Source organism: Streptomyces rubellus, assembly GCF_036323805.1.
In the GTDB taxonomy this organism is placed as follows: domain Bacteria; phylum Actinomycetota; class Actinomycetes; order Streptomycetales; family Streptomycetaceae; genus Streptomyces.
The window spans coordinates 164,902-178,014 of sequence record NZ_JAZDCX010000006.1; the positions used below are offsets into that span (position 1 = coordinate 164,902).

Sequence of the window (13,113 nt, forward strand, 5' to 3'; positions counted from 1 at the left end):
CCGGGAAGAACGGGCCGGTCAGCGGTCTGGACTCACCGCTCGCCCGTGTCCGCCTCCCCGGTGGCCGGGCCGCGGGCGCGGGTACCGGGGGCGGCGCTGAGGCCGGTCCTCCGGTACCCGCGACTACCCGTGATCAGTTACTCGGCGGGCTCAGCGAGAGATCGCGTACGTCTTGAACGCGGCCTTGGTCTTCGGCCCGATGATCCCGTCGAGAGGGCCGTCGTAGCCGTAGCCCCGCAGCAGGCGCTGGAGTGCCTTCACCGTTCCGCCGCCGACGACCCCGTCGATCGCGCCGGTGTAGCCGAAGTTCCTGAGGCTGCGCTGCATCGCCTTCCAGCTGCCGGTGCCCAGCTGTCCGTCGATCGCGCCGGTGTAGCCGTAGAAGGTCCGCAGGTACGCCTGGAGGTTCTTGGCCTGCGTGGTGGTCAGCCCGAGGTTGACCACCGCGAGCGGGGCGGCGGCCTCGGCGGTGACCGCCGCCGGCCTGGTGTCCGGGGCGGACGCGGCGAAGCTGGTGCCCGCGGTGGTCAGGGTCGTCGCGGCGATCCCGGCGACGGCGACGGCGCTGACGAACGTTCTCTTCGTGGCTCGCATGCACTTCCTTCGAACGGGTGGAGCCGACCGCACCGGCCGGCTTGCCGACAAGGCTGCGGGACAGTGGCCGGTGGCCGCCGCAATCCCGGGGAAGTTGACGTACACGTGGGACGTCCCACGCGCCGACCTGCTGAGACGCCGCCCAGCGGGTCGGCGGGGCGGGACGGGGATCTCCCGGAACGGCGCGGGAACCGGGGGATCCGGGACCCGCCTCCCGCAGGGAAGAGCGCGTTCCGCGCCCGGCGCCCCACGTGGACCGGCCGCCCCCGCCGGGTCCGTCCGGGCGGGAGCCGGGGCAGACTGGCGGCGTGAGTACCGCATCCCTGCGCAAGGGCGCCAACGTGCCGCTGTCCGTACCCGCGGTCCGGGCCGTACTGAGCTGGGCGGACGCACCCGGCGCGCCGGACGCCGACGCGTCGGCGCTGCTGCTGACCGCCGCCGGGCGGGTGCGGGACGACACCGACCTCGTCTTCTACAACCAGCCCCGCCACGCCTCCGGCGCCGTGCGCCATCTCGGCAAACGGCACGAGGGCGGCGCGGTCATGGACACCGTCGAGGTGGACACGGCCCGGCTGGAGGCGGGCGTCGAGCGGGTGCTGCTGTGCGCCTCGGCCGACGGCGGGACGTTCGGGCAGCTCACCGGGCTGCGGCTGACGCTGGAGGACGCCGTGACCGGCGCCGGGCTGGTGCGGTTCGAGATGGACGCGACGGCCGAGACGGCGTTCGTCGGCGGCGAGCTGTACCTGCGCGGCGGGCAGTGGAAGTTCCGGGCGGTCGGGCAGGGGTACGCCTCGGGGCTGGCCGGGCTGGCCACCGACTACGGCATCAGCGTGGACGAGCCGCAGTCCCAGTCCCAACCGCAGCCGCAGCCGCAGCCGCAGCCGCAGCCCGTACGGCCGCAGCCCGCGCAGCCCCCGGAGCCCCCGGCCGCCCCGGCTGCTCCCCCCGCCGCGGCCCCGCGGTTGACCAAGGGTGAGGAACACCTCCCCGTCGACATGCGCAAGCGCCTCTCCCTCCGCAAGGAGCAGGTCGCCGTCAGCCTCCGCAAGCACGGCGCGGAGGGGGCGCGGGCGCGGGTGATCCTCGTCCTGGACGCCTCCGGCTCGATGTCGTTCCTCTACAGCAAGGGCGTCGTCGCCGGGGTCGTCGAGCGCGTGGCGGCGGTGGCCGCGCAGCTCGACGACGACGGCGAGATGCAGGCGTGGACGTTCGCCTCGTTCCCGGCCCGGCTGCCGGACCTGCGGCTGGGCGAGCTGCCCGAGTGGATCGGGCTGCACGTACGGGTGGGGGAGCTGAGCCTCTTCGGGCGGCCGAGGAAGCGCAGGCGCGGGCTGGCGCCCGAGCAGGTCGACATGCGGACGATCGGCATCCAGAACGAGGAGCAGAAGGTCATCGCCGAGGTCCGCGCGTACGTCCGCGAGCACCCGGCCCCGGACCCGACCCTGGTGCTGTTCTTCTCCGACGGCGGGGTCTACCGCAACGACCAGATCGAGAAGGAGCTGCGGGAGGCGGTCGAGGAGCCGGTCTTCTGGCAGTTCGTGGGGCTGGGCAGGGCGAACTACGGGGTGCTGGAACGGTTCGACACCCTGTCGGGCCGCCGGGTCGACAACGTCGGCTTCTTCGCCGTGGACGACATCGACAAGGTCTCGGACCCGGAGCTGTACGACCGGCTGCTGTCGGAGTTCCCGCAGTGGATCCGGGCCGCCCGGCAGGCGGGCGTCCTCCGCGCCTGAGCGGGGGCGGGCCGCCTGCCGGGCGGTCGGTGCGCCGTCAGCCGTTCGTGGCGGACCGCTCGCCGCGCTGGGTGATCTTGTCGGTCACGTCCGTGGTGTCCTCGGCGGGCGGCGGGGAGACGTCGACCTCGGTGCCGAAGTCGCTGAACTCGAGCGTGGTCCGGAGCTCGGTGCTCTGCGGGTTCTTCGAGCCCTGCGGGTCCTGGGTGGAGTTCGCCGCGCCCAGGTCGATGTCGAACTGCTGGCGGCGGATGCGGTCCTCGTCGTCGAGCCACAGGTGCATCGGGAGGGTGTCGCCGAGCTGCTCGCGGAGCTGCTGGGCATGGGGGTTGTCGCCCCGGGCGAGTTCGTCGACGTCCACCTCCACCCGGTACTTCGTGGTCTCCACGCCGCCGATCTCCTCGGTGCCGACGCGTTCGGCGTCGCCGTCCGTCAGGGCGCCGGCGTAGTCCATGGCCTGGGCCGGGTCGGTGATCTGCAGTTCACCGGTGCCGCCGGCGGCCAGGGCGATCTCGCCCAGATCGATCTTGATCCACGGCTTGCCCTCGCCGAGCTGCCCGCGCAGGGACTCGGGGAGCCGCTGGTAGAGGTCCTGCTCCACCACCCGCTGCTCGATCTCCTGGCCGCCCGCCTCGATCGTCAGCTCGCTCGTGCCGTCGACCAGGTCGATGACGCCGTTCCCGGTGACCGACTGCTGCTGCCCGCCGCCGGCGGCGGCGCGTACTCGCAGGTCCAGCTTCGCCGTCTCGGCCTCCAGGGTCTCCTCGTGGGCGGCCCGGACGACCTCGGCGGCGTCCCGGGTCTCCTCGCCGCCCGGTTCGGAGGCACCGCCGTTCCCGTCGTCGCCGCAGCCGGTCAGTACGGCCGTACCGGCCAGCAGCCCGGCAGCCGTCACCACGGCGGTCCTGTTCCTGCGTGACACGCGCGCCATCGCACTCTCCTCCGGTGTCGGGTGAAGGCACTTCCCGTACCGTGATCCGCGTTTCCGGTGGAACCGCCGGTAAGGGGCGTAAATCGGCCAATTGGCGTGAACGCTCGGAGGATTCGCTGTCCGCGATCACACGGTGAACGTCTCCTCGTTCCGCGGTACGCCCACCCCGCGCCAGCGGAACGGCACGCCGCGCGCGGTGTACGGGCCGGCGGCGTCCATCAGCTGGAAGTGCAGGTGCGGCTCGGTGGAGTTGCCGGTGTTGCCGACCCGGGCCACCACCTGGCCCGTCCGCACCCGTTCGCCCTCCCGCACCGTGACCGAGCCGCGCCTCAGATGGGCGTAGAGGGCGTACGTGCCGCCGCCGAGGTCGAGCACCAGGTGGTTGCCGACGAGGGCGCCGAATCCGGCCAGGTCGCGGATGGACGCCTCGACGAAGAAGGGGAGCAGGGCCGGGTAGGAGCTGCGGCTGAGATGGTCGCGGCGGCCGTCCCGGGCCCGTACGACCGTGGCGTCGGCCACCGCCAGCACCGGCTCGCCGAAGGCGGGGAAGTCGCGGTTGCGGCGGACGGGCGGCCACCAGCCGAACGCCGGGCGGGGCTCCTCCGGCGGCTCCGGCTCCCGCACGATGTCGATCGCGTACGCCTGGCCGTAGGCCCGGACGCCATGGCTGGGCACCTTGTCGGCCGGGCTGTTGAGCGCGCTCCAGCGGCCGGTGACCGGCGGTGCGACCTCCACCGCGGCGGGTTCGGGCCCCCGGTGGACGGCCCGGGTGAGGTACGCGCGCAGCGCCTCGGCGGCCAGCGCGAGTCCGGCCGCCGTGAGCAGCGCCCAGCCGGACAGGCCCCTTCCGTCGCCGAGGTCGGCCGCCTCGGCGCCGAGGTCGGCCAGGACGAGCACCACCACCAGCGCGTACAGCGCGGGGCGCAGCCGCCCGACCAGGGCGGCGGCGCGGACGGTGCGGGCGGGGCGGACGGGGCGGTGGGTCGTGGTCAACGGCTGCTCCTCCCGGGCCTCTTCGTGCCGTGGCCCTCCAGGCGTTCTGCCCGGCCCGGCCCGGGCGGTAACCCGGCGCCGGCCGTCACGGCCGCACGGCCGACCGCTCCTTCCGCAGATGGCGGCGGAGGCCGTACGCGGCCCCGACGCCTCCCGCCAGCGCGCCGACCACCATGCCCGCGAGGGTGGCGGGGTCGCCGAGGGAGGTGTCCGAGCTGCCGAGGAAGACGGCCTCGGCCACCACCAGGGCCAGGACGGCCACCAGCAGGGCGCGGTACTTCCGGCTGAGGAACACCCGGCGCTCCGGGACCTCCGGCGCGGCGGCCAGTCGGGCGGCCGGACCGGCGGTGGCGGCACGCGGGCGCTTGAAGTACGCCAGGTACGTCCACCGGCCGCACGGTTCCCAGCCGTCCGGGGCGAGCCGGGCGGCCAGCTCGTCGTGCTCCCCGCGGAGCGCGCTCTCGCGCCGGTACTCCCAGCGCATGGCGTTCCCGGGGTCGCGGCGGCAGACGAACCGGCCCAGCCGGTCCACGCGCTCGACCTCCCAGCCCTGGTCGCCGTAGCGGTTCAGCAGTTCCCGGTCGGTGTAGATGTCGGCGGTCCAGCGCCACTCCTGGGCGCGGGAACCGGGCTCCCCGGCGGCCTCGGGGGCGGACGCGCCGGCGCCGCGGGCGAGCTGTTCGGCGAACTCGGCCACCGGGCCGAACTCCGCCTCCGGCGTGCTGTCGGCGTCCAGCAGGTGGTCGTGCAGCTCGGTGAGGGTGACGGTCACCCGCTCCTCGGTGACGCCCCGGGCGCGGAGCCGCTCCGCCAGATCCGTGAAGTACGCGTCCATGGTCTCTCCCTCGTTTGCGGGCCCTCGTGCGCGGGACGCTCAGCCCTGTGCCGCCGCGGCGGCCGGTCCGCCGGTCAGCGCGGTGCTCACCGTGCGGTGGAACGCCAGCCACGCCTCGCTCTGCTCGGCCAGGCTCCGGCGCCCCTCGGCGGTGAGCCGGTAGTAGCGGCGGCCGGGGCCGCGCTCGGCGGCGCGGAACTCGGCCGCCACCAGCCCGGCCTCCTCCAGCCGGTTGAGCACCGGGTAGAGGGTGCCGCCCCGGATCGTGCCGAGCCCCGCCTCGTCCAGACGTCTGGCGATCTCGTAGCCGTAGCTCTCGCCGTCGGTCAGACAGGAGAGCACCAGCAGGTCGAGGACGCCCTTGAGCCAGCTGGCCCGTCGGTCTGTTGCCATACCTAGATGACACCATGAGCTAGATAGGAATGCAATCTAGGTGGGCGGGCAGAAAGACGAGGCGGCCGACGAGTGCCGACGAGTGCCGTACCGGTGCGCGGTCCGCCCCGCACCCGGCGGCCGGACGGCCGGGCTCCCGGCCTCAGTCCTCCCCGGCGGAGCGGGGTGTCCCGGCCGCCTCGGCCGCTCCGGCCACCAGCGACTCCAGCCGGTCCCCGTGCGCCCCGCGCCAGTAGACGCGCCCGCAGTCGCGGCAGCGGGCGAAGGTGTCGTACGTGCGGCGGGTGCCCGGCCGCAGCAGATGCGCGACCTCGGCCTTGCCGACCGCGGCGAGCACCCCGTTGCACGCGGTGCACCGCGTCCACGGCGACAGGGGCGGTGCGAAGCGGTCCAGTACGTCGGCGAGCTGGTCGTCCGGGTCCGAGCCGTGCACATAGGCGCCCAGCCACAGCCGGCGGCGCATCAGCAGCCCGCGGTCCTGGGAGAGCAGGACCCGCCGCTCGGCGTTGGCCTGCTCGACCAGGGCGGCGTCGTCCCTGTCGTTGTGGTAGGCGGTGTCCAGGCCCGCCACCAGCCGCAACCGCCTGGCCAGGGTGCCCAGATGGACGTCCAGCAGGAAGCGCGGCGGGCCGCCGGGCACCGGCTGCGGCCGGGGCACGGGCTCGACCCGGACCGTCTCGCCCGCGCCGGGACGGTACGACGGCGCCACCCGCCGCCCGGCACCGTCGCCGCCGCCGTCCTCCACCACCAGCGCGCCCACCTCGGTCAGCGGCACCCCCGCGGACTGCACGATCTGGACGAGGGGGGAGGTGCCGTCATGGGGGACGGGGAGGAGCTCGCCGCCGCGGCGGCGAGCGGGCAGGAAGATCCGCAGCGCGGGGGAGACCTTCAGGAACAGCTCGGGCTGAGGACGCTCGGTCACCCTCCCCAGGGTGCCAGCCCGTTCCCCGCCGCCCCACCGCTTTTCCCGTCCCCCGCCGCACGGCCCGCCCGGAGGCCGGGCCGGCGCTCAGTCCGGGGTGTGCTCGGGTCCGCCGAAGTCGGGGCTCGCGAAGCCGGGACCGGTGAAGTCCGGGCTGGTGAAGCCGGTCCGGGTACCCGTCTCCCGGCTGCGGTCCGAGGCCGGGCTGGAGAAGCCGGGATGGGTGTAGCCCAGCCGGGGGTGGCGGCTCTCCCCGTGCGGCTTCCCGCGCCGGTCGTCGCGCTGCTCCCCGTGCTCCCCGTGGCCCCCGCGCTCGGGCACCCGGGCCGTCCCCGGTGCGCTCCCGGGGCCGTCCAGCGCTTCGTGCCCCTCCAGCGCGTTGCGCAGGAACGGCAGCATCCCGCGTTCCAGCAGTGCCGTACGCCAGGCCACGCGGGCCAGCTCGACCTCCTCGGCCAGGGCCCGCCGCCCGCCGTCCCGCCGTCCGCCGCCCCGTCCGCCACCGTCCGCCCGGATCGCGCCGGAGCCGTGGCGCAGCGCGGTGACCAGCAGCCCGACGCACGCGGCCAGCAGCGCGGCGGCGGTCAGGGCGGCGAAGGCCCAGCCCGTGTCGCGCAGCGGTGCGGCGATGGCGGGCTCGGGGTCCAGCATCCGCAGCACATGGCCGACGACGAGGAAGATCACCGCGGCCGTCCCGGCGAGCACGGGCGCCAGCACCGAGAGCATCGCCACCAGCCCGGCACCGGCCCCGGCGGCGGAACCGGCGGAGTCCGGGGCGTGGCCGGGGCGGCGCAGCTCGTCGCGGAGCTGGACGAAGTGGCCGTACTCCGCGGCGGCGCAGGCGGCGATCGCCGCGGCGGCACCGAGCGCCATGGCGCGCAGCTGCTCGGTGGTCGGCGGTTCCGCGCCGGTACCCGGCACGGTGCGCCGGTGCGCGGTGGTGCGGAGAGCCTCCTCGAGGACTCTGCCGAACTCGGCGCGGTCCTCGGGGCTCAGGTGCGGAGCGGTGTTCATGTGCGTCCCCCGGTGCTCCGTAAGGCCGTGAGGGCGGAAACGGAGGAGAGCTCGCTACGGCAGGGACCCGCATGGTAAGGCGGTTCCGGCGGAACGTGACAGGGTGTTTCCGGAAAATACGCACTACCGGGGCGCGCCGTTCACTCCGGTCGCCGACACCGCACACACCCGGTGGACGCCGCACGACCGCACGCGGCCGCCGCCGCCCGCCGTTCAGAACGGCAGCGGAAGCTGCGCCACCAGCAGCTTTCCGGACATGGTCACCCCGCCGTCCATCGCCACGGCGAGGGAGTCGGCGTACACGTGCGGACCGTTCACCTGGGGCGTGCCCTCGCCGCCGTCCTCGGAGCCGACCTCGCCCAGCAGGTACGGGATCGGGCTGTGGCCGTGGACGACGCGCCGTCCGCCGTAGGCGTCCAGCAGCTCGCGCGCGGCCATGGGCCCGGCCTCGTCGCGGAAGGCGAAGCGCTTGGTGAACTTGCGGAACAGCTCCCAGGTCTCGTCGGCGTCGTGGTGGGTGAGCGCCTCGGTGATGGTGTCGTTGACGTCCGCGATGGAGTCGCCGTACTCCAGGTAGGCCATGGTGTCGGAGTGGACCAGCAGATGGTCGTCGGCCAGGGCCATGGCGTCCAGCCGGGACATCCACTGGACGTGGTGCTCCTGGAGGCGCTCCATGTCCGAGCGCTGGCCGCCGTTGAGCAGCCAGGCGGCCTGGAAGGAGGCGGTGCCCGCGCCGGAGCCGACGGGCGTGTCGCCGAACCGCTTGGCGCCGATCAGCAGCAGCTCGTGGTTGCCCATCAGCGCCTTGCAGTAACCGCCCGCGGCGGCGGCCTCGGCGGAGAGCTGCATCACCAGGTCGATGACGCCGACGCCGTCCGGGCCGCGGTCGGTGAAGTCGCCCAGGAACCACAGCCGGGCGTTGCCCGCGATCCAGTGGTCCTCGGTGTCGATCAGGCCCTGGTTGAGCAGGGCCGTCCGCAGCTCGTCCAGATAGCCGTGGACGTCGCCGACGACGTACAGCGGTCCCGGCCCCTCCGCGGGGGCGGGCGTGTCGACCAGGGTGGGGGTGGGGGCGGGCGCCCCGGCGCCGATGACGGGCAGATCGCGCTGGGTCGGGGTGTAGCCCTCCGGGTGCGGCCCGGCGGCCGGAGCACCCGCCGCGCCCGCCACGGTGCCGCCCGCCGCGCCCGCGCCGTGCCAGACGTCGGCTCCCTGACCGGCCCCCTGAGTCATCGACCCCTCCACCATCGCGCGCGCCTGCACCTGCCGGACCCTCTCTTCGCCTCCCGCGGGTTGCCCCAGCCGAAAGCCGGTCCTGGTGTCGTGCGCCCATCATAGGAACGCAGGTCGCGCCTTGTGACGCACCCGGGGGCGGCAATTCGGCCCGCGTCCGGCCGCGGTGCGGGCGGTGCGGGGCTTTCTCCCGGAATCATCCGGTTCGGCGGTCAGCCGTGCTGTTCGGGGGAGCGGGGCGCGCTCACCGTCGCCCGCCGCCGGCGGCGCTGCGAGGAGGTGCGGACGATCAGGTCGGTGGGCATGATCTGCTGGACGGGGCGGCCGCCGCCGGTGCCCTCGATGGCGTCGATCAGCAGCTGTACGACGGTGGTGCCGATGCGTCCGGGTTTCAGCGACAGGGTGGTGATGGGCGGCTCGGTGCCGGCGTAGACGGCCGACTCGCTGCAGCACACCAGCAGCAGGTCGTCGGGGACGCGCAGCCCGTAGCGGCGGGCGGCGGCGAGCAGGTCGGTGCCGTTGGGGTCGAACAGGCCGTACACGGCGTCGGGCCGGTCGGGCCGGGCGAGCAGCCGGTCGGCGGCGACGGCGCCCGCGCAGGGGTCGTGGGCCGGGTACGCCTCGTACACCGGGTCCTGGCCCCGGCGTTCGCACCAGCGCAGGTAGGCGGTGGTGGACAGCCGGGTGTAGGTGTCGGTGCTGGTGCCGGTGAGCAGGCCGATGCGGCGGGCGCCGGCGGCGGCCAGATGGTCCAGCAGGCCCGTCACGGCGGCCTCGTGGTCGTTGTCGACCCAGGCGGTGACGGGCAGGTCGCCGCAGGGGCGGCCGTCGGAGACGACGGGGATGCCCTGGCGGACCAGCTCGGTGACGACCGGGTCCCGGTCGGACGGGTCGATGACGACGGTGCCGTCGAGGGCGACGTTCGACCAGACGTCGTAGGGGCTCTGCCGGGTGCTGCCGGGCAGGATCACCAGGGCGTAGCCGCGGGCCAGGGCGGCGGAGGAGGCGGCGCGGGCCATCTCGGCGAAGTAGGCGAACTCGGTGAAGGTGAAGGGCTCCTCGCCGTAGGTGGTGACCGTGAGCCCGATCAGCCCCGACTTGCCGGTGCGGAGGGTGCGGGCCGCGGCGGAGGGCCGGTAGCCGAGCCGGTCGGCGACCTCGCGGACATGGCGCCGGGTGGCGTCGGGCAGCCGCCCCTTGCCGTTGAGCGCGTCCGAGACGGTCGTGATCGACACCCCGGCCGCGGCGGCTACGTCACGGATGCCCGCGCGTCCCAGTCGGCGGCTGTGCGCCCGGCTCACCTGGTGCTTCCCTGCTGCTGTCATGGCGTGCCGATAGTAGGGCCGTGACACACCGTCTGCGGGACTTCACAGGAGAGGGGGTGAAGAGACGATTCTGCAAGCCGGAACTGCGGTAACGACCTTGGAAGAGGCGGTAGTTGAAGGATTAACCCATCGTTTCTGCAGCCGTTCTGGCGTTTGTTCCGGCAGAACCCCGGATGTCTCAAAGCTGTCTCAACTCACCTCCACGAGTGACGCGCGCCACGGCGCGCGCCACCCGCGCAAGCCCACCAGAACGCGCTCCTGAAGGAGAGGTACGCGGAGCCCGGGAATCCTCCTATGGTGTGCAGCAATAGCGGTACGAGCGGCGGCACGGCCGCTCCACGACCCGGCCCTCCAGGGCCGCCCAACAACTCACGGAGGACCTGCCATGACGGAGAAGGCCCCCAAGCTGCGCGCGGCGCTGGACGGGATCCCCACCTACAAGCCCGGCCGTCCCCCGGCCCCCGGCGGCCCGCGGGCCTACAAGCTGTCCTCCAACGAGAACCCCTACCCGCCGCTGCCCGGCGTCCTGGAGACCGCCACCGCCGCGGCCGGGGCCTTCAACCGCTACCCGGACATGGCCTGCACCGCCCTCCTGGCGGAGCTGGCGGACCGCTTCGAGGTGCCCGTGACGCACCTGGCGACCGGCACCGGCTCCGTCGGCGTCGCCCAGCAGCTGCTGCAGGCCACCGCCGGTCCCGGTGACGAGGTGGTCTACGCCTGGCGCTCGTTCGAGGCGTACCCGATCATCACCCAGATCTCCGGCGCGGCCTCCGTCCGGGTGCCGCTGACCGAGGGCGAGGACCACGACCTGGACGCGATGGCGGACGCCGTCACCGACCGCACCCGGCTGGTCTTCGTCTGCACCCCCAACAACCCCACCGGCAACGCCGTCCGCCGCGCCGAGCTGGAGCGCTTCCTGGACCGCGTCCCCGGCGACGTCCTGGTCGTCCTGGACGAGGCGTACCGCGAGTTCGTCCGCGATCCCGAGGTCCCCGACGGCATCGAGCTCTACCGGGACCGTCCCAACGTGTGCGTGCTGCGCACCTTCTCCAAGGCGTACGGCCTGGCCGGCCTCCGGGTCGGTTTCGCGGTCGCCCACGAGCCGGTGGCCGCGGCGCTGCGCAAGACGGCCGTGCCCTTCGGGGTGAGCCAGATCGCACAGGACGCGGCGGTCGCCTCGCTGCGCAGCGAGAACGAGCTGCTCAAGCGGGTGGACGCCCTCGTCGCCGAGCGCGAGCGGGTGCTGCGCGAGCTGCGCGCCCAGGGGTGGACGGTGCCCGGCACGCAGGCGAACTTCGTCTGGCTGCGGCTGGGCGACCGTACCGCCGACTTCGCGGCGGCCTGCGAGAAGGCGGGCGTGGTGGTGCGTCCCTTCTCCGGTGAGGGGGCCCGGGTCACGATCGGCGAGGCCGCGGCCAACGACCTCTTCCTGCAGACGGCGGAGAGCTTCCGCCAGAATCCGTAAGCCCCGCCGCCCGGGACCATCGGCCCACCCACCGGGGACGTTCGTGCTCTCCGCCCCCCGGCTGGCGAGCACGAACATGGGTGAGTCATACTTCTTGTGAATGTGAACGCATTCACAAAGTTGTGTGCCACATCACACCCCCGTCTGCATCCTTGGAGAGTGCCGTGGACCTGGCTCTGGCGCCCGAGACCCTGGCGCGGTGGCAGTTCGGCATCACCACCGTCTACCACTTCCTCTTCGTCCCCTTGACGATCTCCCTCGCCGCCCTCACCGCCGGTCTCCAGACGGCCTGGGTCCGCACCGGCAAGGACGTCTACCTGCGGGCCACGAAGTTCTGGGGCAAGCTCTTCCTGATCAACATCGCGATGGGCGTCGTCACCGGCATCGTGCAGGAGTTCCAGTTCGGCATGAACTGGTCCGACTACTCCCGCTTCGTCGGCGACGTCTTCGGCGCCCCCCTCGCCTTCGAGGCGCTGATCGCGTTCTTCTTCGAGTCCACCTTCATCGGCCTGTGGATCTTCGGCTGGGACCGGCTCCCCCAGAAGGTCCACCTCGCCACCATCTGGATGGTCTCGATCGGCACGGTGCTCTCCGCCTACTTCATCCTGGCGGCCAACTCCTGGATGCAGCACCCCGTCGGCTACCGCATCGACGCCGAGTCCGGCCGCGCCGAGCTGACCGACTTCCTCGCCGTGCTCACCCAGAACACCGCCGTGGCGCAGTTCCTCCACACCATGACCGCCGCCTTCCTCACCGGCGGCGCCTTCATGGTCGGCATCGCCGCCTACCACCTGATCCGCCGCCGCCACGTCCCCGTGATGCGGACCTCACTCCGCCTCGGCCTGGTCACCCTGGTCACGGCCGGCGCGCTCACCGCCGCCAGCGGCGACCACCTCGGCAAGATCATGTACGAGCAGCAGCCGATGAAGATGGCCGCCGCCGAGGCCCTGTGGGAGACCGAGGGTCCCGCCCCGTTCTCCGTCTTCGCCTACGGCGACGTCGACGAGGGCCACAACAAGGTGGCCGTCGAGATCCCCGGCCTGCTCTCCTTCCTCGCCCACAGCGACTTCGACTCGCCCGTCCCCGGCATCAACGACACCAACGCCGCCCTCCAGGAGCAGTACGGCCCCGGCGACTACCGGCCCAACATCCCCGTCGCCTACTGGAGCTTCCGCTGGATGATCGGCTTCGGCATGGCCTCCCTCGCCCTCGGCGCGGCCGGCCTGTGGCTCACCCGCAACCGCCTCTGGCTCGCCGAACGCCACCGCACCACCCCCGACGAGGTCCCGAAACTGGCCCTCACCCGCGAGCGGACCCTCGGCCCCACCCTCACCCGCCGCTACTGGCAGCTCGCCTTCCTCACCCTCGGCTTCCCGCTCCTCGCGAACGCCTGGGGCTGGATCTTCACCGAGATGGGCCGCCAGCCCTGGGTCGTCTACGGACTGATGCGCACCTCGGCGGCCGTCTCCCCGGGCGTCTCCCAGTTCGAGGTGATCCTCTCGATGACCGTCTTCACCTCCCTCTACGCCGTCCTCGCGGTCATCGAGGTCAAGCTCCTGGCCAAGTACGTCAAGGCCGGGCCCCCCGAGCTCACCGAGGCCGACCTCAACCCGCCCACCCGGATCGGCGGCGACAAGGACGACGCCGACCGCCCCATGGCCTTCTCCTACTGAGG

12 protein-coding genes are annotated in these 13,113 nt (G+C 73.5%); 3 read left to right on the top strand and 9 right to left on the bottom strand.

Annotated elements, in window-relative coordinates:
- Window positions 1-150: 150 nt before the first annotated feature.
- Window positions 151-594, bottom strand: coding sequence for a peptidoglycan-binding domain-containing protein (locus V1L54_RS09210; RefSeq protein ID WP_330117409.1), 444 nt, complete (start codon window positions 592-594; stop codon window positions 151-153).
- A gap of 323 nt (window positions 595-917) precedes the next feature.
- On the opposite strand from V1L54_RS09210, the gene V1L54_RS09215 reads away from it, so the two are divergent.
- The gene (locus V1L54_RS09215) at window positions 918-2,327 is read left to right on the top strand and encodes a VWA domain-containing protein (RefSeq protein WP_443076566.1); all 1,410 of its coding nucleotides are present in this window, start codon (window positions 918-920) and stop codon (window positions 2,325-2,327) included.
- A 37-nt stretch (window positions 2,328-2,364) separates the two neighbouring features.
- Here the strand turns inward: V1L54_RS09215 and V1L54_RS09220 are convergent, their stop codons facing one another.
- The 8 genes from V1L54_RS09220 to V1L54_RS09255 all read right to left on the bottom strand — a co-directional run bounded on the left by V1L54_RS09220 (window position 2,365) and on the right by V1L54_RS09255 (window position 9,973).
- Entirely contained in the window at window positions 2,365-3,258 is an 894-nt protein-coding gene (locus tag V1L54_RS09220) for an SCO4651 family lipoprotein (protein ID WP_330117411.1), read from the bottom strand.
- Window positions 3,259-3,384: 126 nt separating this feature from the next.
- Entirely contained in the window at window positions 3,385-4,251 is an 867-nt protein-coding gene (locus V1L54_RS09225) for a M23 family metallopeptidase (protein WP_330117412.1), read from the bottom strand.
- An 85-nt stretch (window positions 4,252-4,336) separates the two neighbouring features.
- Window positions 4,337-5,086, bottom strand: coding sequence for a hypothetical protein (locus tag V1L54_RS09230; RefSeq protein WP_330117413.1), 750 nt, complete (start codon window positions 5,084-5,086; stop codon window positions 4,337-4,339).
- A 39-nt stretch (window positions 5,087-5,125) separates the two neighbouring features.
- The gene (locus tag V1L54_RS09235; protein WP_100203027.1) at window positions 5,126-5,479 is read right to left on the bottom strand and encodes a PadR family transcriptional regulator; all 354 of its coding nucleotides are present in this window, start codon (window positions 5,477-5,479) and stop codon (window positions 5,126-5,128) included.
- A 142-nt stretch (window positions 5,480-5,621) separates the two neighbouring features.
- On the bottom strand, window positions 5,622-6,401 hold the full coding sequence (locus tag V1L54_RS09240; protein WP_330117414.1) for a Mut7-C RNAse domain-containing protein: 780 nt from the start codon (window positions 6,399-6,401) through the stop codon (window positions 5,622-5,624).
- Between the two features lie 87 nt (window positions 6,402-6,488).
- Window positions 6,489-7,415, bottom strand: a complete 927-nt coding sequence (locus V1L54_RS09245) for a hypothetical protein (RefSeq protein ID WP_330117415.1) — start codon at window positions 7,413-7,415, stop codon at window positions 6,489-6,491.
- Between the two features lie 213 nt (window positions 7,416-7,628).
- Window positions 7,629-8,648 carry a metallophosphoesterase gene (locus V1L54_RS09250; protein WP_443076553.1) on the bottom strand — a complete coding sequence of 340 codons (1,020 nt, stop codon included), beginning with the start codon at window positions 8,646-8,648 and terminating at the stop codon, window positions 7,629-7,631.
- A gap of 212 nt (window positions 8,649-8,860) precedes the next feature.
- The gene (locus V1L54_RS09255) at window positions 8,861-9,973 is read right to left on the bottom strand and encodes a LacI family DNA-binding transcriptional regulator (protein ID WP_330117416.1); all 1,113 of its coding nucleotides are present in this window, start codon (window positions 9,971-9,973) and stop codon (window positions 8,861-8,863) included.
- A 385-nt stretch (window positions 9,974-10,358) separates the two neighbouring features.
- On the opposite strand from V1L54_RS09255, the gene hisC reads away from it, so the two are divergent.
- Together hisC and V1L54_RS09265 are read left to right on the top strand one after the other, a co-directional pair.
- Window positions 10,359-11,438 carry a histidinol-phosphate transaminase gene (hisC, locus tag V1L54_RS09260; RefSeq protein WP_330117417.1) on the top strand — a complete coding sequence of 360 codons (1,080 nt, stop codon included), beginning with the start codon at window positions 10,359-10,361 and terminating at the stop codon, window positions 11,436-11,438.
- A gap of 164 nt (window positions 11,439-11,602) precedes the next feature.
- Window positions 11,603-13,111, top strand: coding sequence for a cytochrome ubiquinol oxidase subunit I (locus tag V1L54_RS09265; RefSeq protein WP_330117418.1), 1,509 nt, complete (start codon window positions 11,603-11,605; stop codon window positions 13,109-13,111).
- Window positions 13,112-13,113 lie beyond the last annotated feature (2 nt).

What these genes read in the sequence shown, in the direction of transcription:
- V1L54_RS09210 (WP_330117409.1), bottom strand. Translation starts at nt 594, where the DNA reads ATGCGAGCCACGAAGAGAACGTTCGTCAGCGCCGTCGCCGTCGCCGGG.
- V1L54_RS09220 (WP_330117411.1), bottom strand. Translation starts at nt 3,258, where the DNA reads ATGGCGCGCGTGTCACGCAGGAACAGGACCGCCGTGGTGACGGCTGCC.
- V1L54_RS09230 (WP_330117413.1), bottom strand. Translation starts at nt 5,086, where the DNA reads ATGGACGCGTACTTCACGGATCTGGCGGAGCGGCTCCGCGCCCGGGGC.
- V1L54_RS09235 (WP_100203027.1), bottom strand. Translation starts at nt 5,479, where the DNA reads ATGGCAACAGACCGACGGGCCAGCTGGCTCAAGGGCGTCCTCGACCTG.
- V1L54_RS09245 (WP_330117415.1), bottom strand. Translation starts at nt 7,415, where the DNA reads ATGAACACCGCTCCGCACCTGAGCCCCGAGGACCGCGCCGAGTTCGGC.
- V1L54_RS09250 (WP_443076553.1), bottom strand. Translation starts at nt 8,648, where the DNA reads ATGACTCAGGGGGCCGGTCAGGGAGCCGACGTCTGGCACGGCGCGGGC.
- V1L54_RS09255 (WP_330117416.1), bottom strand. Translation starts at nt 9,973, where the DNA reads ATGACAGCAGCAGGGAAGCACCAGGTGAGCCGGGCGCACAGCCGCCGA.
- hisC (WP_330117417.1), top strand. Translation starts at nt 10,359, where the DNA reads ATGACGGAGAAGGCCCCCAAGCTGCGCGCGGCGCTGGACGGGATCCCC.